An 18831-nucleotide genomic window follows, 5' to 3' on the forward strand; every position below is an offset into this window, starting at 1 on the left:
CCCGTGCAGCGGGCGAGTGCGGAGGACCTACCGGCGCTCATCGCCCTGCTCCGCGACGACCCGCTGGGCGCCGGCCGCGAGAGCAACGACCTGGGTGCCTATCAGCGCGCGTTCGCGGCGATCGACCGCGATCCGGCGCAGACCCTCATCGTGGTCCGCGAGGCGGGTGCGGTGGTGGCCACCCTGCAGCTCACGCTGATCCCCAATCTGTCCCGGGGCGGTGCCCTGCGTGCCCAGCTGGAGGGCGTACGCGTGGCCGCCACCCACCGCGGCACCGGCCTGGGCAGCGCGCTGCTCGCCTGGACCGAGGCGTACGCCGCAGCCCGCGGCGCCACCCTCGCCCAGCTCACCACCGACGCCACCCGCACCGACGCCCGCCGCTTCTATGAACGCCACGGCTGGACCGCCAGCCACCTCGGCCTCAAGAAGCCCCTCACCCCGAGCCAGCCGAACTGAACCGACTTCCTCACGGCCGCCACACTCCGTGGTGCCACTATTCCTACTGGTTGAACTAGTAGGAGGATGACATGGCGGGAATGATGGGCCCAGCGCCCGGCGGGAAGTTCGCGGCCACTCTGACGATTGGACCGAAGGGCCAGATCGTGATCCCCAAAGGTGCGCGCGAGCTCTTCGGCTATCAGCCGGGCGACCAGGTGCTGCTGCTGGCCGATGTCGAACGCGGCATCGTGATCATGCCTGCTTCGGCCCTCGGGGACCTGATGACAGGAATGCAGGAAGCCCCGGCTCCGTCCGGAGGCGCGTGATGCCCGCGCCCCTCTGCCGCGACGTCCACCGGCACTTCAAGAAGGTGCGCGCGTTGGACGGCGTCGACCTGTCCGTCGACGAACACCAAGTCTTCGGACTCCTCGTCCCAACGGGTCTGGCAAGACCACGCTGTTGAACCAGTTGCAGGGGCTGGATGCTCCGACGTCCGGTGATGTCGCGGTGCTCGGCCTCGACCCGATCCGCGACCGCGTCCGGCTGGCCGAACGGATGGGCACCCAGCTTCAGGAGGCGACCGTGATCCCGCGACTCACGGTGGAAGAGGCCCTGCGGACCTTCGCGTCCTTCTATCCCCGTGCCCGTGGTGTCCAGGAGCTGCTCGGCGAGCTCGGACTGGCTTCGAAGTCACACAACAACACGAAGTTGTCGACCGAACACACCCCACCCCGAGCGTGCGGCCGCACATGATGAGACTGACAAACCTCCGGCGGCGCCGCACACCCGGGAAACACACACCCCGACCCCGCACCACCAACGCCCGACGGATCGCCGGCGTCGCCAACCGCCGCCCCCGACCCTGATCCAGGATCTCCGAATCCCCACCCAGCACCACCGGGATCAACTCCGCCTCACAACACAGCCGCCGCAACTCCCCCGCCGACAACTCGGTGCCGTCCGCGAGCACTCCCTCCGCAACCGCGAGCGTCCGCAGCTCCTCCGCCCGCATCGTGACGAACACCTGCAACCCCGCCCCACACCCACCAGCAGCCCCACCCTGCTGCAACAACGCCACCAGCGCGTCCGCTCGCCGCTGATCCGGAGTCGACTCATCCCGCGGATCCAGCCGGTCCCGCGCCTCCCGACGCGCCCGCCACTGACCCGCCATCACCGCCTCCAACACCGACATCACCCCCGCCGCCTCCGCAGCCGGCAGATTCCCCCGAATGTCGACCCCGCCATCCCCATCAGCACCGAACCGCAGATGCCGCCTGGCCCGCACCCGCCGCGCCTGCGCCGCCAACCGCTCCTGCGGCGACTCCACCACCCGCCCCGGCACCTGCCGAGCCACCGCCTCCCGCACCAACGCCGGTGTCCGCGACGGCGTCAACTCATCGGCCCGCGCCACCAGATCCTCCGCCACCCGCTCCACCTGATCCGGGCTCAGATCCCCCGGCGCCTGCCGCACCGCCCCCGCGATCAACCGGCCCTGCCGCGCCGACACCCGCCCTGCAACGCCGCCTCACGCACCACCGGCAGCTCACCCAACTCCTTGCCGGTCCACACCATCCCCGCGGCCTGCTTCGCATCGGTCGCCGCATCCAACGCCAACCACGACGTCATCGGCGTACCCCGCGCCACCATCGACGACTCCGCCGCATCCGCCTCCGCGACCACCACCGCCGTCAACGCCTTCAACCGCCGAGACGCCAACCGCGCCGCCTCCACGATCTCGAGCCGCTCCTCAGGCCCCAACCCCGAACGATCCGAACGGACCCGATCAAGCAAATGCAGCACACCCTGGAGAGCCTCCAGAGCGCCCAACGCGCCAGCCACCGAACCCAAGGCAAAAGACCACCACTGACACTATCAGACACCCGTACGAATACTGGCGTTCCCCCTTGTCGCGGGACGGTTCAGGGGTTGCCGGGCAAGATCCCAGCCGCGGCCCCCACCCGCCGCCACCAGTCGGTGAGCACCGGCAGGGTGGCGTGGGCGTTCAGGCCGCTGGGCTGCGGCAGCACCCACAGCTCCGCTCCACCGAGGCGCTTCTCCTGCAGCCCGAGCACGGCCTTCTTCTCGCCGAACGCGACCCGATAGGCGGTGATCCCGACCACGGCGACCACCGCCGGTTTCAGCTTCCCCACCAGGGTTTCCAGCCGTTCCCGACCGGCGATCAGCTCGTCATTCGACAGCTCATCGGCCCGCACCGTCGCCCGGTCGACCAGGTTGGTCAACCCGAGCCCGCGACCGGTGAACTCCGCCTCGTCGGCCTCACTCAGTCCGCTGGCGGCGTCCACCTTGTGCGACATCAGCCCGGCGGCGGCCAGGGACGGCCAGAACCGGTTCGCCGGGTGCGCGAAGGGGGCGTTCACCGCGGCGGTCCACAGCCCGGGATTGATGCCGACCACGAGCAGTCGCACCCGCTCGCCGATCACGTCGTCGATGCCGGCGTCCACGAAACTGGCCAGCTCCTCCCGCCGCGGCCGCCGACCGCCGAGCGGGGAGCGCCGGGTCACCGCGCCCCCGGCAGCAGCGCCAGCGCCTCGTCCACCGAGCCGACCAGCACCTCCGCGGACTCGGCGGGTCGGCGTACCATCACCACCGCCACCCCGAGTCGGGCCGCGGCCGCCAGCTTGGCCTCGGTCAGCGAACCCCCACTGTTCTTGGTGACCAGCACCTCCACGTCGTGCTCCCGCATCAGCGCGAGCTCCCCGTCCAGGGTGAACGGCCCGCGACCGACGAGCACCGTCCACGCCGGCCACACCCCCGCCTCCAGCGGCTCCACCACCCGAACCAGTGCCCAGCGATTCCGCCAGCCGGCGAAGTGGTCCAGCCCCTGCCGACCGGAGGTGAGGAACGGCCGCTCCCCCAGCAGCTCCATCGCGGCCGGGGCCTCGGCCATCGAGTCCACCCACACCCAGTCCCGGGCGTCCGGTCGGGTCTCCCAGCCGGGCCGGACCAGCCGCACCAGCGGTACGCCCGCAGCGGCGCACGCCTCGACGGCGTTGCCGGAGATCCTCGCGGCGAACGGGTGGGTGGCGTCACAGACCGCGTCGAACCGCTCGTCCCACAAGAAGGACATCATCCCGTCAGGCCCGCCGAAGCCGCCGATCCGCACCGGCCCCACCGGCAGCGCCGGGTTGCTCACCCGGCCGGCCAACGACGACACCACCGACACGCCGGCGTCCTGTAGCCGGACGGCCAGCTCCCGGGCCTCGCCGGTGCCGCCCAGGACCAGCACCCTGGCCATGTTCAGCCGGAGACCTGCGGTCCGCGCGGGCCCTCGTCACCGGGCGTACCCCGGCCGGGCTCGTTCGGCGGCAGATGACTGGAACTGCCGGTCTGCCCGGGCGGCAGCTGTACGCCACCAGCCGGCTGCGGTGGCTCGGCCAGCGGGTCGTCGCCCTTCATCTGGGGCGGAGTGACCGGCGGCACCTCGGACGGCTGCCGGGTCGGCGACCCGGTCCAGGCCGGACGCTTCGGCCAGCGCTGCAGCGGCTCGAAGATCTTGGCCACCTGCTGCCGATCCAGGGTCTCCTTCTCGAACAGCTGACGGACCAGCTCATCGAGCACCTCACGGTTGGTGTGCAGCACGTCGAAGGCCTCCTGATGCGCGTTGGCGATCAGCGTCTTGACCTCCTCGTCGACGATCCCGGCGACCTCCTCGGAATAGTCGCGGTTGCCGCCCCCGCCCATCTCCATGCCCAGGAACGGCTCGGAATCACCCTTGCCAAGCCGGATCGCGCCGATCCGATCCGACATGCCATATTGCGTGACCATCGCCCGGGCCACGTTGGTGGCCTTCTCGATGTCGTTGGAGGCACCGGTGGTCGGGTCGTGGAAGACCAGCTCCTCGGCTGCCCGGCCGCCCAGCATGTACGCGAGCTGGTCGAGCAGCTCACCGCGGGTGGAGGAGTACTTGTCGTCCTCGGGCATCACCATCGTGTAACCCAGCGCCCGCCCGCGCGGCAGGATGGTCACCTTCTGCACGGGGTCGGTGCCGGGCATGGCCGCGGCGACCAGCGCGTGGCCGCCCTCGTGATAGGCGGTGATCAGCCGTTCCCGCTCGTTCATCAACCGGGTACGCCGCTGCGGTCCGGCGATCACCCGGTCGATCGCCTCGTCGACGTCGGCCCGCGAGATCAACTTCCGGTTGCTGCGGGCGGTCAGCAGCGCCGCCTCGTTGAGTACGTTGGCAAGGTCGGCACCGGTGAAGCCCGGCGTACGCTGCGCCACCGACTTGAGGTCGACGTCGGAGGCGATCGGCTTGCCCTGGGCATGCACCTTGAGGATCTCGGTGCGGCCGTGCATGTCGGGGGCGTCGACCTGGATCTGCCGGTCGAATCGCCCCGGCCGCAGCAGCGCCGGATCGAGCACGTCGGGCCGGTTGGTGGCGGCGATCAGGATCACGCCACCGCGCACGTCGAAGCCGTCCATCTCGACCAGCAGCTGGTTCAGCGTCTGCTCACGCTCGTCGTGGCCGCCGCCCATGCCGGCGCCGCGGTGCCGGCCGACGGCGTCGATCTCGTCGATGAACACGATCGCCGGGGCGTTCTCCTTGGCCTGCTCGAACAGGTCGCGCACCCGGGAGGCGCCCACACCGACGAACATCTCGACGAAGTCCGAACCCGAGATCGAATAGAACGGCACCCCGGCCTCACCGGCGACCGCGCGGGCGAGCAGCGTCTTGCCGGTGCCGGGCGGGCCATAGAGCAGCACGCCCTTGGGGATCTTGGCGCCGACGGCCTGGAACTTGGGCGGATCGGACAGGAACTCCTTGATCTCCTCGAGCTCCTCGATCGCCTCCTCACAGCCGGCCACGTCGGTGAAGGTGGTCTTCGGGGTGTCCTTGTTGGCCACCTTGGCCTTCGACTTGCCGAACTGCATCACCCGCGAGCCGCCGCCCTGCATCGAGTTGAGCAGGAAGAAGAAGACGATGCCGATCAGCAGGAACGGCAGCAGGCTCGGCAGCACATAGTTCAGGAAGCCGGGCTGCGGCACCTTCACCGACCACGCGTCCAGGGTCTTGGCGTCGGCGCGCTGCTGCAGCCGCTCGGCCAGGGCACCGGACTGCGGGCCGACCCAGAACGCCTTGATCTTGGTCTTGTCGTCGACGTTCACCCGGATCTGCTGCTCCCCCTCGATCAGCGTCACCTCCTTGAGGTGCTGGTTGCCGTTGATCGTGGCGACCACCTCGGAGGTCGGCTTCTCGCTGTACCCGTCCACGGACTTGGCGAAGTCCAGGATGAGCAGCAGCGCGAGCAGCGCCAGGATGATCCAGACCACCGGCCCGCGGAAGATGCGTGAGAGGTTCATGACCTACCTAAATTGCGTCGAGTGAGCACTCAGACCTTACCCGGGCGATCCCAAGATGCCCGAATCATCCGCCGCCGGGCAGCGGTCAGTGCAGCAGCTTGAGCCCGATCACGCAGCCGACGATCCCCATGATCAGCAGGATCTTCAGCAGCGAGACCGCCTCGGTGCCGGTGGCCATGGCGTACGCCACGGTGAGCGAGGCGCCGATACCGGTCCAGATGGCGTACGCCGTGCCCGTCGGCAGCGTCCGCATCGCGAACCCGAGCCCGAGCATCGACAGCACCACGGTGATCCCGAAGACGATCGACGGCCCGAGTTTCGACAGCCCCTCCGAGCGGCCGAGCGCCGTCGCCCAGACGGCTTCCAGGACACCGGAGAGAACGAGAATGATCCATGCCATGACGACTCCTGCGGTGTCGTCTTGTCAGGGCCGGGTACGACACCCCTCGTCCGGGACCCGCACTGCGCAGGTCTCGGTGAAGGATTGCACAAACCGTCAGCTGTAGACGTGCGGGGACAGGGTGCCGACCGAGGTCAGGTTGCGATACTTCCCGGCATAGTCGAGCCCGTAGCCGACGACGAACTCGTTCGGGATGTCGAAACCGACCCACTTCACGTCCACCGCGTTCTCGGCGGCCTCCGGCTTGCGGAACATGGTCATGATCTCCAGACTGGCGGGCTCGCGGGAGCGCAGGTTGGAGATCAGGTAGCTCAGCGTCAGCCCGGTGTCGATGATGTCCTCGACCACCAGCACGTGCCGCCCGGAGATGTCGGTGTTCAGGTCCTTCAGGATCCGCACCACGCCGGAGGACTGGGTGCCCGAGCCGTAGGAGGAGATCGCCATCCAGTCCATCGAGCAGTGGATGCTCATCGCCCGGGACAGGTCGGCCATCACCATCACCGCGCCGTTGAGCACGCCGACGAGCAGCAGATCCTGGTCCCGGTAGGTCTCGTCGATCTCCGTGGCCAACTCGGCCAGCCGGTTGGCGACGTCCTCCTTGGTGAAGAGAACGTTCGTCAGGTCGCTGCTGATGTGTCCGGAATCCACGGGGTCAGTCTGGCAGAGCCAGCAACTGATCTTCACCTCGGCCCACCCGCAGCCCGGGCACGTCGACCCACTTCTGGCCGTGCCAGTCGGTGATCAGCGCCTCCACCGCCAGCACGTGCTGGTACGCCGGCTGCTCGGCCCCCTGCGCGGTCAGCCAGCGCCGCAGCACCCGCCGGCGCAGGGCCGGTTCGATGGGGAGGTCGCCGACCGGCAGCGGGTCGGCGAGCGCAGAGTCGGGGACCTGTTCCCGGGACAGCCGCTCCAGCAGGTCGGAGTCGTCGCGCAGCATGGTGGCGGTGCGGGCCAGCGATTCGGCGATCCCCGGGCCCAGCTTGTCCTCCATCAGCGGCAGCACCTTCTTGCGCACCCGCACCCGGGCGTACGCGTCGTCGGAGTTGTGCGGGTCGTTCCAGAACTTGGTGCCGACCTCGGCACAGGCCGCCTCGGTGACCTCCCGGCGTACGCCCAGGAAGGGCCGCACGAAGCAGTCCCGTTCCCGCGCCATCCCGCTCAGCGAGCGGGAACCCGAGCCACGCGCCAGCCCGAGCAGAACGGTCTCGGCCTGGTCGTCGAGGGTGTGCCCGAGCAGCACCAGGGCGCCGAGTTCGTCGGCGACGGCGGCCAGGGCGGCGTGCCGAGCGGTCCGGGCGGCGGCCTCGGGGCCACCGTCCCCGCCGACCTCGACCTTGACCACATCGGCCGGCAACCCCGCCTTCTCCGCACGGGAGGCGGCCTTCTGGGCCCCGGCCGCCGAATCCTCCTGCAGCCCGTGGTCGATCACTACGGCGCGGGCGGGCAGGCCGCGGCGCCGGGCCACCACCGCCGTGGCCGCGACCAGGGACAACGAGTCGGCGCCGCCGGAGCAGCCGACCAGCAGTGGTGCGGTGCGCTCGCCGACGGCCCGCTCGACGGCGGCGACGAGTTCCAGCATCGCCGGACCGAGTTCCTTCTTCGCCATCAGCCGACCCCCGGGAATCCCTGGCGGCGCAGCCAGGCGCCCGGGTCGTGGATCTCGGCCAGCGTGGGCAGCGCCTCTGCGGACGCGAACACCCGGTTGAACCCGTCGAAGCCGACCCGGTCGACCACCGCTCGGCAGAAGCGGGCGCCGTCGCGATACTGAGCCAGCTTGAGGTCCAGCCCGAGCAGCCGTCTGACCAGTCGGTCCACCCCGCGACCGGTGCGCCGCTGCTCGAACCGGCGGCGGATCTGGCTCACCGAACCGACCACGGCCGGCCCGACCTCGTCCATCACCACGTCAGCGTGGCCCTCGAGCAGCGACATCACCGCGGTGACCCGTTCGATCACCCCGCGGGTGGCTGCGGCGTCCGGACCGATCAGGTCGAGCAGGGTGACGTTGTTGCCGTCCTCGCGGAGGCGACGCAGCAGGTCGGTGAGCGCGGGGGTGGTCAGGTCCAGGTTGTGAAGCAGCCCGGTCGCCTCGGCGCGCAGGTGCTCGCGCAGCCACGGATGAGCGGTGAACTGCACCCGGTGGGTCTCCTCGTGCAGGCACACCCAGAGCCGGAAGTCGTGCGGGTCGACGCCGAGCTGGCGTTCGGCGTGCAGCACGTTCGGCGCCACCAGCAGCAACCGGCCGGCGGGCTCGTGGAACGGGTCGAATTGACCGAGCACCTTGGTCCCCAACCAGGCGAGCACGCTGCCCAGCTCGGCCCCGCTGGCCCGCGCGCTGAACCCGCTCGTGCCGTCCTCGGGGGCTCCCAACCCACCCAGCAAACCCCGGGTCGACTCCACATTCCCGCGGACCCAGCTGGCCCGGTCGACCACCAGCACCGGCGCGGTGTCGGTCGGCGCGTCGATCCGCGCGGTCTCGCGGACCCGCGGCTGGGCGCGGACGGCGCACTCGCGCAGCTCGGCGACCAGCTGGGCCGCCTCACCGGGGGTGACCCTGGGGCCGACCGGGACGAGCCGGGCGCCGGTCGCGGTGGCCGCGTCCCAGTCGATCGGGGGCAGCGCGATGGTGGCGGTCATGGGTTCGAGCGTACGCGTCCGGTCTCAGCGGCAACCGCAGCTGGCCACCGCCGCGGTGACGCGGTCCAGCCACACCCGGGTGCCATAGTCATCAGGGTCGCCGTTGACGATGAACGAGTACGCCAACAGCGCCCCGTCGGCGTCGCGGACATAACCGGCAAGGGTGTGCACCTGGGTCAGCGTGCCGGTCTTCGCACGGACCAGGCCGCGGCCCGGCGCGGTGCCCTCCTCGACGAACCGGCCGCCGAGGGTGCCCTCGACACCGGCGACCGACATCCCGGTGGCCAGGGCGCGAAACTTCGGCTGGTCGGGAGCCACGCCCAGCTGGACCGCCCGGGTCAGCGCGGTCGGGCTGACCAGGTTGCTGCGGGCCAGCCCCGAACCGTCTACCTGGCGCATCCCCTCGCTCCAGGCGCCGAGCCGGGTCAGGATCTCCCGGCTCGCGGCCTGGGCGTCGGCCAGCGAACCGCCGCGCCCACCGCTGCGCCCGACGTGGCGGAACAGCACCTCGGCGGCGTCGTTGTCGGAGTGGATCAGCACCTCTTCGACGATGTTCTCCAGCGGCAGCGAATCCACGCCGGCGACCTCGGCGGCCGGCTGCGGGGCGACCCCGGCGCTGACGGTGGTCACCGGGACGCCGAGGCGGCGCAGTTCATTGGCGAACACGTTCCCGGCCGCCCGGGGCGGATCGGCCTCGCGCGGCCCGATCGAGTTGTTGGTACGCCGGGCCCCGTTCACCCACAGCGCGGTCGTGTCGGCCACATAGTCGTGATAGGCGGGGATCCACTCCGGATTCCAGGTGGGGCCGCCGAAATAGCTGGCGTCGGTGACCACCTCGACCGGACCGGTCGGCCCGGCGGTCTGCAACGCCTCAGCGGTACGCCGGGCCAGGGTGAGCACGGACTCGTTGCCGCCCACCGGCTCCCCGGCCAGCAGATAGGGGTCGCCGCCGCCCACCAGATAGACCCGCCCCGGGTTGGCCGAGTCCCGCCGCACGGTGGTGCGGAAGCGGTGCGCGGGTCCGTACGCCTCCAGCGCCGCCAGGCTGGTCAGGGTCTTGAGCGTGGACGCCGGGGTACCCGCCCCGGTCGCCTCCCGGGCGTACAACTCCTGCCCGCTGGCCACGTCCACCACCCGGCCGAGCATGCGCCCGCCGACCGGCCCGACCGCGTTGATCCGCTCGGCGACGCGGGCGGGGTTGCTGCCGGGCTGCGGGCTGCTCTCGGGCAGCACGGGTGCGGCCGGCTTGGGTGGCAGCGCGGCGGGGCCGTCGTCGCGGTCGAAGATGCTCGGGTCGATGGTGCTGGCTCCGCCGTCCACCCACAGCCCCGTGGCATAGAGCCCGCGCCGGGCGGTCGACTGGATCAACCCGGTGGCCAGACCCAGCACGATCAGCACGATCACCAGCACCAGCAACCCCGAACGCAGCATCAGTTTTGCGCTGGGGCTGGTGGGCATCGCACTCCCGGAGGTCGCGGTAGGCTCTGCGGCGTACACACACAGAGAGGGTCACTGGTGACTGAAGAGTACTCGGCTCCGGGCGGTCAGAACGCGTCCGAACCGCCCAAGGGCATCCGTTTCGACGTCACCGTCGAGATCCCCAAGGGGCAGAAGAACAAGTACGAGGTCGACCATGCGACGGGCCGGATCCGGCTCGACCGCACCCTCTTCACCTCCACCCAGTACCCGTCGGACTACGGCTTCATCGAAGGCACCCTGGGCGAGGACGGCGATCCGCTCGATGCGCTGGTGCTGGTGCCGGAGCCGACCTTTCCCGGCTGCCTGATCGAGTGCCGGGCGATCGGCATGTTCCGGATGACCGACGAGGCCGGCGGTGACGACAAGGTGATCTGCGTCCCCACCGACGACCACCGCCGCGACCACCTGCAGGATCTCGAGGACCTGCCGACCCACTCAGTGCTGGAGATCGAGCACTTCTTCACCGTGTACAAGGATCTGGAGCCCGGCAAGTCCGTCGAGGGCGCCACCTGGGCCGGCCGCGTCGACGCCGAGGCCGAGATCCAGAAGAGCTTCGAGCGGGCCAAGGGGACCTCCTTCGAGCACCACCACAAGCTGATCTGATTGATGCGGCTGCTCCTGCTGCTCTCCCCGGCCGCCAACCGGGTGTACGCCGGCTCGGCGGACCGGCTGGCCGCCGCCGAACTGGCGGTCTGCACGGGGCTGGATTCCGTTGCTCCACAACGGATCGCCGGCGTCGACTACCTCGGCCTCGACGTGCCCGAGGCGGATGACGGGCTGCTCCGTACGCTGGCCCGCCAGTCGGCCCGCCTCGCCCTCTTCGAAGTTGTCGGCGAGGATTTCCTCCGCCCGATCGCGCTGCCCGAGGTTGACGAGCTGGACGACGACTTCGTCACCATCCCGAAATATCAGGGCAAGACCAACGAGCAGTTCACCCGGCTGCTGCTGAACGTCACCCTCTCCCAGGTCACCGCGTCACCCGAGCGCCCCTGGACCGTGCTGGATCCCCTGTGTGGGCGGGGAACCACTGCTTCCGTCGCCTGGTCCGCTGGCCTGGACGCGGCGGGGGTCGAGGCCGACACCAAGTCGGTCGAGGCGATGGCCGCGTTCTGGAAGACCTGGTTGCGCCGCAAGCGACTCAAGCACACCGCCGACACGACTCCGGTACGCCGCGACGGCAAGTCGCTCGGCAAGCGGTTCGACGCCACGGCCACCCTGCCCGGTGGTCGCCGCGCCCAGCTCACCGTGTTCACCGGCGACACGCGGAATTCCCCAGCCCTGTTCGGAAAGCGGCGCTTCGAGCTGATCGTCACCGACGCCCCCTACGGCGTGGTGCACGGTTCCCGAGCAGGGCGCGAAGCGCCCGGGTCGAGGGACGGGTCGCGCTCCGACGTGGTCGGGGTGGCCGGCAAGCGGGACCGTTCCCCGGCGGGCCTGCTCCGCGAATCCATCCCCGGCTGGTCCCGGCAACTGGCACCGGGGGGCGCGCTGGGCCTGAGCTGGAACACCCTGGGCCTGCCCCGGGAGGATCTCGCAGCGATGCTCACCGGCGCCGGCCTCGAGGTCTGTCAGGGCCAACCCTGGTTGGAGTTCTCGCACCGGGTGGACTCCTCGATCAACCGCGATCTGATGGTCGCCCGCAAGCCGGCCACCTGAGCGGACGGGTGGCCGTCTAGGCTCGAGGGGACGCCCCAACCGAGGAGGCCCGGATGTCCGACACCCCGAAGTTGCTCCTGCTGCTGCGCCACGCCCAGGCCGAGGATTTCGCGCCCGGCCGCTCTGACGAGCACCGCTCGCTCACCGACGCCGGCCGTGACCAGGCCCGCCGGGTCGGCGAATTCCTCACCGAGCAAGGGATCCGCGCGGACCGCCTGATCTGCTCCCCCGCCCTGCGCACCCGGCAGACCGCGGAACTGCTCAACCAGCGCGAGCCCGAGTTCGTCGCCGAGCTGTACAACGCCGGTTCCGACACCATCCGCGGCCACGTCACCGAGAGCGAGAACTCGGCGCGGGTGGTGCTGGTCGTCGGGCACGCACCCGGCGTACCCACGCTGGCCCACGATCTCGCCGACGAGGGCGACTCCGAGCCCACTGCGCTGGCGGCGATCGCGCGCGGCTATCCCACCGCGACGCTGTCCGTGCTGGAGGTCGACGGCCCGTGGTCGGAGCTGTCCCGCGGCCGGCTCAGTCAGGTGTGGCGCGGGTGAGCGATCTGCAGTGTGCGGCCCGGTTGCTCCTGGTACGCCACGGCGAGGCGGATCAGGCGCTCCCGCGTTCCCTCACCCTGGCCGGTCGCGCCCAGGCCGGCGTGGTGGCCGACGAGTTCCGCGGGGAGCGGTTGGCGGGACTGTGGTCCTCCACCATGCTGCGCGCCGAGCAGACCGCCGCCATCCTGGCCCGCGGGCTGAAGCTGATCTCCCGCCCCGACGACCGGTTGCGCGAGTTTCTGCTGCCGGAGGAGGAAATGCCGGGCCAGCCGGCCACCCAGGCGGAGGCCGACGAGGTGTTCGGGCGTTGGTTGATCGGCGATCTCGGGCCCACGCTCTATGGCGAGTCCGGGGCGGACGTGGATCGGCGGTTCGTCGAGGTGATCCAGGAGATCGCCGACGGCGCTCGCGGGGAGACCAGCCTGGTCGTCTCCCACGGCGGGATTCTGCAGCTCGGGCTGACCCGGCACTGTGACAACCTGGCGCTCCCGTTCGTGCGTGAGCATCCGCTGCCGGTCGGGGCCGTGGTCGAGGTGGCGGTGGACGGCGATCGCTGGTGGTGCCACCGCTGGCACGACGTACGCCTCAGCGACTGACTCGCCTGACTGGCCTCACTCGGCTCGCGGGAGGGTGAGCGTGGCGGTGGCGCCGCGGCCGACCCCGGGTGAGCTGAGCCGCAGTTCGCCGTCCTGGGCGCGTACCACACTGCGGGCGATGGTCAGGCCCAGCCCCGCACCGGGACCAGGCCGGGAGCCCGGCGCACGGTGGAACCGCTCGAACACCCGCTCGGACTCCTCGGCCGACAGCCCGCAGCCGTTGTCGGTGATGGTGATCCGGCCGACCGGCGCGCCGTCGATGCTGGTCCGCGAGACCCCGACGATCACCTCCGGGGTCGGCTTGTCGGCGCACGCCTGGAGGGCGTTGCCGAGCAGGTTGATCACCACCTGGGAGAGCTGACGCCGGTCGGCGTACACCCGTGCGGTGCCGCCGGGAAGCAGACTCAGCGTCCCGCCGGCGGCCTCGAACTGCGGGCGCAGTCGGTCGGTCAGCTCGGTCAGCAGCGCCTTCAGCTCCACCTCGGTGGACTCGAGCTCCAGGTCGCCGCGCTGCACCTTGGCCAGGGTGGTCAGGTCGCCGGCCAGCCGGTTGATCCGGCGTACCTCTCGCTCGGCAGCACTGCGGTGCGGGTCGTCACCGTCCGGGGCCAGCGCCTGCAGCTCGCTGCCGAGCACCGCGAGCGGAGCGCGCAGTTGTTCGGCCGCCTGACCGACCAGCTCGTCGTGACGCCGGTCGGCGTCGGCGAGCTGCTGGTCGCGGTCGGCCAGGTCGGCGGTCAGCTCCGCGCGTTGGCCCTCACCACGGGCCAGCTCGGCCTGTGCCGCCAGCAGCCGCGGCCGCAGCCAGAAGATCGCCCCCGCCCCGCCGAGCAGCAACCCGATCAGCAGTCCCAGTACGCCAGCCAGAATCGGACTCATCGCAGCCACTCCATGATTCCCGAGGCTATCCAGTCGCGGCCGCGGCTTCTAGATTGGGGCGTGGCCGCCCGCGTCCTGAGGAGGAACTCATGATCGACCCACGAAGCAGCACCGTCGACGGGGTGCTGCGCCGCAGCGCCGGGCGTACGCCGGAGGCTGTCGCGGTGCGGTTCGGTGATCGGCAGTGGACCTATCGGGAACTGGACGAGGCGGTGAGCCGCGGGGCGGCGTACCTGCTGTCGCAGGGGTTGTCGCGCGGAGATCGGGTGGCGGCGTACGGGAAGAACTCGGACGCCTATCTGATCGCGTTCCTGGCTTGTGCCCGGGCCGGACTGGTGCACGTGCCGCTGAACTTCGCGCTCACCGGTGGCGAATTGTCCTATCTGATCGAGGATTCGGGGGCGTCCATCGTGCTGGCTGACCCCGCCCTCGCCGGCAACCTGGACGGCGTGTGGTCCGGTCCGGTGGTGCCACTGCGCCCCCAAACGCTCCCCGAGCGAGCGCGGAACGAGCGAGTCGAAGGATTCCCTGAGCCTGTCGAAGGGACCTTCCTCGACGTGGTCCGCAGCGGCGACCTCCCCGACGAGCTGCCGGAGGTGAACGACGCCGACCTGGTGCAACTGCTGTACACCTCCGGCACCACCTCGAAGCCCAAGGGCGCGATGATGACCCACCGCGCGCTGGTCTCGGAATATCTCTCCTGCCTGGTGGCGCTGGATCTGGCACCGGACGACAACCCGCTGCACGTGATGCCGCTCTATCACTCGGCGCAGCTGCACGTATTCGTGATGCCGTCGCTGGCGATCGGCGGTACCAACACGATCCTGGAGACGCCCAACCCGGCCGACGTGCTGCAGCGGCTGTCGCGCGACGGGCACCGGTCCTTCTTCGCCGCGCCGACGCTGTGGGTGGCGATGGCCAACCACGAGTCGCTCGACGAGCTCGACCTGGCCGGGGTGGAGAAGTGCTACTACGGCGCGTCGATCATGCCGGGGCCGGTGCTGGAGCGGCTGCAGCAGAAGATGCCCAACTCGGGGTTCTACAACTGCTTCGGGCAGTCCGAGATCGCGCCGCTGGCCACGGTGCTGCGGCCCGAGGAGCACGCCGAACGGCCGGACTCGGCGGGGCGGCCGGTTCTGCTGGTGGAGCTACGGGTGGTCGACGAGTCGGGGGTTGACGTGCCGGTGGGCGAGCCGGGTGAAGTGGTCTATCGCTCCCCTCAGCTGTGCACCGGCTACTGGAACAAGCCCGAGGAGAGCGAGCAGGCGTTCGCCGGTGGCTGGTTCCACTCCGGCGACCTGGTGCGGATGGACGAGGAGGGGTTCATCTTCGTGGTGGACCGGATCAAGGACGTGATCAACACCGGCGGGGTGATGGTCGCCTCCCGCGAGGTCGAGGACGCGCTGTTCTCCCACCCCGCCGTCGCCGAGGCCGCCGTGATCGGCGTACCGGACGCGAAGTGGATCGAGGCCATCCACGCCGTCGTCGTCCCCAAGGGCGAGGTGACCGTCGAGGAACTCACCGCCTACGCCCGGGAGCGGCTGGCCCCGTTCAAGGTGCCCAAGTCGATCGAGTTCGCCGACTCCCTCCCCCGCAACGGTTCCGGCAAGATCCTCAAACGCGAACTCCGCCCCTCCGCCGGCTGAGCAGGCCTACGTTGGCTGAACCCGTCGAAGCCACCCCCACGCTGGCTGAGCCTGTCGAAGCCAAGTCACAAACCAAGCGCCGTGACGTCTGACCTGCAGTCTCCGAAATCGTCCATGATCAAACCCAGTCGGACTGGGTTTCAAACCCGCCGCCCGGAGAGACTGCAGGTCAGACGTCACCGGCCCTCATCGATGATCATGGTCGCCAGCCAGATTCGATTGTCGACCGCCGCGCCCCTCCGGTACACTCGACCCTCGGTCGGTCCGCCGACCACGCCGCCTTAGCTCAGTAGGCAGAGCAACTCACTCGTAATGAGTAGGTCGGGGGTTCGACTCCCCCAGGCGGCTCCATTACACGTCGGTCTTGATTGGCCGCCACTCAGACGTCGATCACCCGGCCGGCGATTGCACTGGTGGTCCCCCACCGGTTGTAGCAACCCGCCTTGCCTGTCTCGGTCAGGCGACTGGCACGCAAGAAGTCCTTGGTCGCCTCCTCTGCTGGTGGGCTCAACGCCAGCAGGCCCAACTCGTTGCAGGCGTCCCAGTTGTAGACCACCGGCGCGAAGTCCGCGAGCCGCATTCGCTCCGGCAGTGGTGACTGCGGTGGGGGCAGCAGTCTCTTCACCAACTCCCGAGCCTGGCCGCCGACCCACGTGAAACTCGACGCCTCCGAACGTGCCAACCGCTCATAGCGCGCGACACATTCCTTCACACCAAGACCGTAACGGCACACCAAGACCGTAACGGCACACCAAGACCGTAACGGCTCGCCCGGGTCATACGAGCCGCGCGCTGTGTCGCGGTCCGGCTGACGGCACGACCCCTTCCGCCTCCACCGACTATCGGGATAATCATCCCATGAACGCAGAGAATCCCGAGATCGGCAGCTACGTCCAGACCGGTGACATCCGCACCAACCACCACGACCTGGGCAGTGGTGCGCCGCTGCTGCTGCTGCACGGCTCCGGCCCGGGCGTCAGCGCGTACGCCAACTGGCGCCTGGTGATGCAACCCCTGGCCGAGCACGCCCGCGTACTCGCTCCCGACCTGGCCGGCTTCGGCTACACCGAGATCCCCGACGGACTGGAGTTCTCCCGAGACGTCTGGCTGCAGCAGATCGTCGACTTCCTCGACGCCAAGGGACTCGACAAGGTCGACGTGGTCGGCAACTCGTTCGGCGGGTCGATGGCGCTGGCGCTGGCCATCCACCACCCCGAGCGGGTGAACCGGCTGATCCTGATGGGCAGCGTGGGCGTACCGTTCGAGCTCACCGAGGGTCTCGACGCGGTCTGGGGCTACCAGCCCTCCCCCGAGACGATGGGTCGACTTATGCGGGAAACCTTTGCGTACAACAGTTCCCTGATCACCGACGAGATGGTGCAGGGCCGCTACACCGCCAGTCTGCGCACCCAGGCCGACTTCGAGCGGATGTTCCCCGCCCCCCGGCAGCGGTGGGTCGACGCGATGGCGCACCCGGAGCAGGCGATCCGCGGCATCACCGCGCCCACCCTGCTGATCCACGGCCGCGACGACAAGGTGATCCCGCTGTCCACCAGCCTCACCATGCTGGAGTGGATCGACGACGCCCAGGCGCACATCTTCGGCCGCTGCGGGCACTGGACCCAGATCGAGTACGCCAACGAGTTCTGCTCGCTGGTGGCCGACTTCCTGGCCGACTGAAATCCAGAGGTGGCTTCGACAGGCTCAGCCACCGTAGGGATCAGCCACCGAACGGGGCCCCGGGAATCCCGGGGCCCCAATCCGTGCAGGAGACGCGCTCGATCAGGCCTGCTTGATGGCCGAGATCTCGAAGACGAGCTTCACCTTCTCCGAGACCAGCACGCCACCGGTCTCGAGGGCGGCGTTCCAGGTCAGCCCGAAGTCCTTGCGGTTGACGTCGACCTCACCCTCGAAGCCGGCGCGCTGGTTGCCGAACGGGTCCAGGGCGGCACCGGTGAACTCGAACGGGATGGTCACGGGACGGGTCACGTCCTTGATGGTGAGGTCACCCGTCACCTCGAACTCGTTGCCGCCGGTCACCTTCACGTCGGTGCTGCGGAAGGTCCAGGTCGGATACTTCTCCACATCGAAGAAGTCACCGGAGCGCAGGTGGCCGTCCCGATCGGCGCTGCGGGTGTCGACGGAGTTGACGTCGATCTCCACCTGCACCGAGGAGGCGGCCGGGTTCTGGCCGTCCAGCTGGGCGGTGCCGGAGAAGTTCGGGAAGTAGCCGCGGACCTTGGTGATCATCGCGTGGCGGGCGACAAAGCTCACCGAGGAGTGCGACGGGTCGAGGGCGTAGCTGCCCTGCAGGTCGGTCAGGCTGGTCACGGCGGTCTGGGTGTTCATCTCAGTCTCCTTTTGATTGATCGTTCAATTAGATCATAACACCCTGTGATTCAACGTTCAAACAATCAGTCCTGCGCGTTCCTTTACACGGAACGCGAATCTTCGATAGGAACCTGGGGTGCGCACTTCACCGAGAGCGGCCCTCCTCGCCGCCGTGGCCAGCCTGGTCCTGCCGCTGACGGCCTGCCCCCAGCCCGGCCGCACCACCAGCGGTTCGACGATCACCGTGTACGCCGCCGCGTCGCTGAACAAGACGTTCACCCAGCTCGGCAGCGACTTTGAGGCCGCCCACCCGGGCAGCACGGTACGCCTGGTGTTCGGCGGTTCCGCCGATCTGCTCGCGCAGTTGCAGAACGGTGCGCCGGGTGACGTGCTGGCCACCGCCGACGAGCCCACGATGAGCCGGGCCACCGATGCCGGACTGATCTCGGCCCCACCAACCATCTTCGCCACAAACCGGCTGACCATCGCTACGGCCCCCGGGAATCCCAAGCAGATAAGGAGTCTGGCCGACCTGGCTCGAGTGAGCCTGGTCACCTGTGCCCCGCAGGTCCCGTGCGGCAACGCCACCGGGCAGGTCGCCCGTGCGGCCGGGGTGACTCTCAAGCCGGTCAGCGAGGAGAACAGCGTGAGCGACGTGCTCGGCAAGGTGACCAGCGGGCAGGCGGATGCCGGGATCGTCTATCGCACCGACACCCGCGCGGCCGGCAGCAAGGTGACCGCGGTCGACTTCCCCGAGGCGGAGCAGGTGCTCAACCGCTACCCGATCACCGTGCTGAAGGCGTCCGCGCAGCCCGGCTCCGCCGCCGAGTTCACCGACTTCGTACGCTCCGAACGAGGGCGGCAGGTGCTCACCGAGGCGGGCTTCGGCGCGGGCTGAG

The 18831-nt window shown here is 69.8% G+C and carries 22 protein-coding genes, 1 tRNA gene, 1 pseudogene and 1 riboswitch; of the genes and pseudogenes, 11 read left to right on the forward strand and 13 right to left on the reverse strand.

The features are described from left to right. Positions 1-3 precede the first annotated feature (3 nt). The 3 genes from CGZ93_RS19280 to CGZ93_RS04625 all read left to right on the forward strand — a co-directional run bounded on the left by CGZ93_RS19280 (position 4) and on the right by CGZ93_RS04625 (position 1191). The gene (locus tag CGZ93_RS19280; protein WP_267489712.1) at positions 4-456 is read left to right on the forward strand and encodes a GNAT family N-acetyltransferase; all 453 of its coding nucleotides are present in this window, start codon (positions 4-6) and stop codon (positions 454-456) included. 71 nt (positions 457-527) lie between these two features. After that, entirely contained in the window at positions 528-764 is a 237-nt protein-coding gene (locus CGZ93_RS04620; protein ID WP_229117204.1) for an AbrB/MazE/SpoVT family DNA-binding domain-containing protein, read from the forward strand. A 13-nt stretch (positions 765-777) separates the two neighbouring features. Continuing rightward, positions 778-1191, forward strand: a complete 414-nt coding sequence (locus CGZ93_RS04625; RefSeq protein ID WP_267489713.1) for an ATP-binding cassette domain-containing protein — start codon at positions 778-780, stop codon at positions 1189-1191. A gap of 115 nt (positions 1192-1306) precedes the next feature. Here CGZ93_RS04625 and CGZ93_RS20020 read toward each other — a convergent pair. The 10 genes and pseudogenes from CGZ93_RS20020 to dacB all read right to left on the reverse strand — a co-directional run. Then, positions 1307-1945 (reverse strand): annotated as a pseudogene (locus CGZ93_RS20020) (DUF222 domain-containing protein); the annotation flags it as partial. Then, complete coding sequence (locus CGZ93_RS04635; protein WP_141211079.1) at positions 1921-2238, reverse strand: hypothetical protein; 318 nt, start codon at positions 2236-2238, stop codon at positions 1921-1923. The pseudogene CGZ93_RS20020 and the gene CGZ93_RS04635, both read right to left, overlap by 25 nt. Positions 2239-2357: 119 nt before the next feature. Further along, positions 2358-2960: a mismatch-specific DNA-glycosylase gene (locus CGZ93_RS04640; RefSeq protein WP_094362989.1), complete on the reverse strand. Its 603-nt coding sequence runs from the start codon at positions 2958-2960 to the stop codon at positions 2358-2360. Then, positions 2957-3694, reverse strand: coding sequence for a cobalt-precorrin-6A reductase (locus tag CGZ93_RS04645; protein WP_094362990.1), 738 nt, complete (start codon positions 3692-3694; stop codon positions 2957-2959). The genes CGZ93_RS04640 and CGZ93_RS04645 overlap by 4 nt, the downstream gene beginning before the upstream one ends. Before the next feature lie 2 nt (positions 3695-3696). Continuing rightward, positions 3697-5760, reverse strand: coding sequence for an ATP-dependent zinc metalloprotease FtsH (gene ftsH, locus CGZ93_RS04650; RefSeq protein WP_094362991.1), 2064 nt, complete (start codon positions 5758-5760; stop codon positions 3697-3699). A gap of 85 nt (positions 5761-5845) precedes the next feature. Continuing rightward, complete coding sequence (locus tag CGZ93_RS04655) at positions 5846-6160, reverse strand: DMT family transporter (protein WP_094362992.1); 315 nt, start codon at positions 6158-6160, stop codon at positions 5846-5848. 10 nt (positions 6161-6170) lie between these two features. Beyond that, positions 6171-6236: riboswitch (guanidine-III (ykkC-III) riboswitch) on the reverse strand. 20 nt (positions 6237-6256) lie between these two features. Further along, positions 6257-6808 (reverse strand): hypoxanthine phosphoribosyltransferase, encoded by a 552-nt coding sequence (hpt, locus tag CGZ93_RS04660; protein ID WP_094362993.1) that lies wholly within the window; start codon positions 6806-6808, stop codon positions 6257-6259. A gap of 4 nt (positions 6809-6812) precedes the next feature. Next, on the reverse strand, positions 6813-7766 hold the full coding sequence (gene tilS / locus CGZ93_RS04665; protein WP_094362994.1) for a tRNA lysidine(34) synthetase TilS: 954 nt from the start codon (positions 7764-7766) through the stop codon (positions 6813-6815). Continuing rightward, positions 7766-8794, reverse strand: a complete 1029-nt coding sequence (locus CGZ93_RS04670) for a zinc-dependent metalloprotease (RefSeq protein WP_094362995.1) — start codon at positions 8792-8794, stop codon at positions 7766-7768. Before CGZ93_RS04670 ends, tilS begins: the two co-directional genes overlap by 1 nt. A gap of 24 nt (positions 8795-8818) precedes the next feature. Beyond that, positions 8819-10252 carry a D-alanyl-D-alanine carboxypeptidase/D-alanyl-D-alanine endopeptidase gene (dacB, locus tag CGZ93_RS04675; protein WP_094362996.1) on the reverse strand — a complete coding sequence of 478 codons (1434 nt, stop codon included), beginning with the start codon at positions 10250-10252 and terminating at the stop codon, positions 8819-8821. Positions 10253-10366: 114 nt separating this feature from the next. Between dacB and CGZ93_RS04680 the strand changes: the two genes are divergently transcribed. From CGZ93_RS04680 to CGZ93_RS18765, 4 genes are read left to right on the forward strand one after another with little or no spacing between them, the layout of a single operon-like run. Next, positions 10367-10876: an inorganic diphosphatase gene (locus CGZ93_RS04680; RefSeq protein WP_407643927.1), complete on the forward strand. Its 510-nt coding sequence runs from the start codon at positions 10367-10369 to the stop codon at positions 10874-10876. Next, positions 10877-11929, forward strand: coding sequence for a TRM11 family SAM-dependent methyltransferase (locus CGZ93_RS04685; RefSeq protein WP_094362998.1), 1053 nt, complete (start codon positions 10877-10879; stop codon positions 11927-11929). It begins immediately after the preceding gene. Positions 11930-11982: 53 nt separating this feature from the next. Continuing rightward, on the forward strand, positions 11983-12480 hold the full coding sequence (locus tag CGZ93_RS04690) for a SixA phosphatase family protein (RefSeq protein ID WP_094362999.1): 498 nt from the start codon (positions 11983-11985) through the stop codon (positions 12478-12480). Then, the gene (locus CGZ93_RS18765; protein ID WP_171197317.1) at positions 12477-13076 is read left to right on the forward strand and encodes a histidine phosphatase family protein; all 600 of its coding nucleotides are present in this window, start codon (positions 12477-12479) and stop codon (positions 13074-13076) included. The genes CGZ93_RS04690 and CGZ93_RS18765 overlap by 4 nt, the downstream gene beginning before the upstream one ends. A 15-nt stretch (positions 13077-13091) precedes the next feature. On the opposite strand, the gene CGZ93_RS04700 is transcribed toward CGZ93_RS18765, so the two are convergent. Beyond that, complete coding sequence (locus CGZ93_RS04700) at positions 13092-13955, reverse strand: sensor histidine kinase (protein WP_094363001.1); 864 nt, start codon at positions 13953-13955, stop codon at positions 13092-13094. A gap of 89 nt (positions 13956-14044) precedes the next feature. On the opposite strand from CGZ93_RS04700, the gene CGZ93_RS04705 reads away from it, so the two are divergent. Both CGZ93_RS04705 and CGZ93_RS04710 read left to right on the forward strand, forming a co-directional pair. After that, the gene (locus CGZ93_RS04705; protein WP_094363002.1) at positions 14045-15601 is read left to right on the forward strand and encodes a fatty acyl-CoA synthetase; all 1557 of its coding nucleotides are present in this window, start codon (positions 14045-14047) and stop codon (positions 15599-15601) included. Between the two features lie 275 nt (positions 15602-15876). Beyond that, positions 15877-15952, forward strand: a tRNA-Thr gene (locus CGZ93_RS04710). A 28-nt stretch (positions 15953-15980) separates the two neighbouring features. On the opposite strand, the gene CGZ93_RS04715 is transcribed toward CGZ93_RS04710, so the two are convergent. Next, on the reverse strand, positions 15981-16229 hold the full coding sequence (locus tag CGZ93_RS04715) for a hypothetical protein (protein ID WP_141211080.1): 249 nt from the start codon (positions 16227-16229) through the stop codon (positions 15981-15983). A 230-nt stretch (positions 16230-16459) separates the two neighbouring features. Between CGZ93_RS04715 and CGZ93_RS04720 the strand changes: the two genes are divergently transcribed. Continuing rightward, entirely contained in the window at positions 16460-17281 is an 822-nt protein-coding gene (locus CGZ93_RS04720; protein WP_094363004.1) for an alpha/beta fold hydrolase, read from the forward strand. Between the two features lie 102 nt (positions 17282-17383). Here the strand turns inward: CGZ93_RS04720 and CGZ93_RS04725 are convergent, their stop codons facing one another. Further along, a complete protein-coding gene (locus CGZ93_RS04725) occupies positions 17384-17950 on the reverse strand; it encodes a YceI family protein (RefSeq protein ID WP_094363005.1) in 567 nt (188 codons plus the stop codon). 118 nt (positions 17951-18068) lie between these two features. On the opposite strand from CGZ93_RS04725, the gene modA reads away from it, so the two are divergent. Next, the gene (gene modA, locus CGZ93_RS04730; RefSeq protein WP_094363006.1) at positions 18069-18830 is read left to right on the forward strand and encodes a molybdate ABC transporter substrate-binding protein; all 762 of its coding nucleotides are present in this window, start codon (positions 18069-18071) and stop codon (positions 18828-18830) included. The last annotated feature ends 1 nt before the right edge of the window (position 18831 follow it).

This window comes from Enemella dayhoffiae, assembly GCF_002250625.1.
Lineage (GTDB): Bacteria > Actinomycetota > Actinomycetes > Propionibacteriales > Propionibacteriaceae > Enemella > Enemella dayhoffiae.